The sequence below is a fragment of the Flavivirga jejuensis genome, assembly GCF_030540765.1.
GTDB classification, from domain to species: domain Bacteria; phylum Bacteroidota; class Bacteroidia; order Flavobacteriales; family Flavobacteriaceae; genus Flavivirga; species Flavivirga jejuensis.
The window spans coordinates 1-1,233 of record NZ_JAUOEL010000030.1 but is presented as its reverse complement, the minus strand read 5'-3'; the positions used below and the strand labels follow the sequence as shown (position 1 = coordinate 1,233).

Genomic DNA, 1,233 nt, shown 5'->3' with positions numbered 1-1,233 from the left:
GATGTATTACCTGCGATTGTATCAGAGCCCAAAACAGGTAAAATACCTTTGTCCTTCAGTCAGGAACGCCTATGGTTTATCGATCAGTTAGAAGGCAGTGTTCAATATCACATGCCAGTAGTTTTAAAACTAGAAGGCGCTTTATCAATAGTCGATCTAGAATCAAGTTTTCGTGAGATTATATCCCGTCATGAGATCCTACGAACCGTTATTGATACAGAAGAAGGGAAAGGCTACCAACGGGTTATTGCTTCAGAGAATTGGGAGTTGACCAAAGTAACTATAACAGCAAAGGCATTAGAGTCACAATTATCTGATTTTATTTCAAGACCTTTTGATTTGTCCTCGGATTATATGCTTCGCATGTGTTTATACGATTTAGGTGAAGATGTATATGTTTTATGCGGAGTTTTTCATCATATATCAAGTGATGGCTGGTCCAATGGTATTTTGGTTCGTGAATTTACGAGTTTATATCATTCGTTTAAGAGAGGAAAAGGTTCTGAATTAGCAGCTTTACCGATTCAGTATTCAGATTATGCAATTTGGCAACGACGTTATATAGAAGGTTCCGTTTTAGAAAATCAATTATCGTATTGGGATGCCACCTTAAAAGGAACGCCTCCATTGTTATTGCCAACAGACTATCTTCGTCCATCTATTCAGAGCACAAAAGGGAGTAGTATTTCCTTTAGTTTCCAAGAATGCCTTAGTCAAGATTTGATAAGAATAAGTAAAGAAGAAGGAGTAACCTTATTTATGTTGTTACTAGGAGCCTTTAAGGTTTTATTATATAAATACAGTGGACAATCAGATATTTGTGTTGGTACGCCAATCGCCAATCGTACGGAGTCAGCATCAGAGGATTTGATAGGCTTTTTTGTAAACACCTTGGCCTTACGAAGTGACTTAGACCCAGAAACCTCTTTCAGTAGTTTTTTATCGGTATTGAAGCAAACAACCTTAAGTGCCTATGAGCATCAGGAGACCCCATTTGAGAAAGTAGTAGATCGTGTTATTACGACACGTGATATGAGTAGAAGCCCATTATTTCAGGTAATGTTCGAGTTACAGAATAATCCAGAGGCAGCAGAGTTATCTTTAGACTCATTACGTTTATCACCCTATTATTTCGAAGGAAGTACGTCACAGTTCGATTTAACTTTTACGGCAAGTGAGACAGCTTCAGGTATTTCCTTAGAGGTAGAGTATTGTACGGCCTTATTTAAGGAG

Annotated in this window: 1 protein-coding gene; it reads left to right on the top strand. The window is 37.9% G+C overall.

All coding sequences use genetic code 11. The annotated features are described in order from the left end of the window. Window positions 1–1,233: condensation domain-containing protein (locus Q4Q40_RS24010; RefSeq protein ID WP_303304595.1), on the top strand; the 1,233-nt coding region annotated here is incomplete at both ends.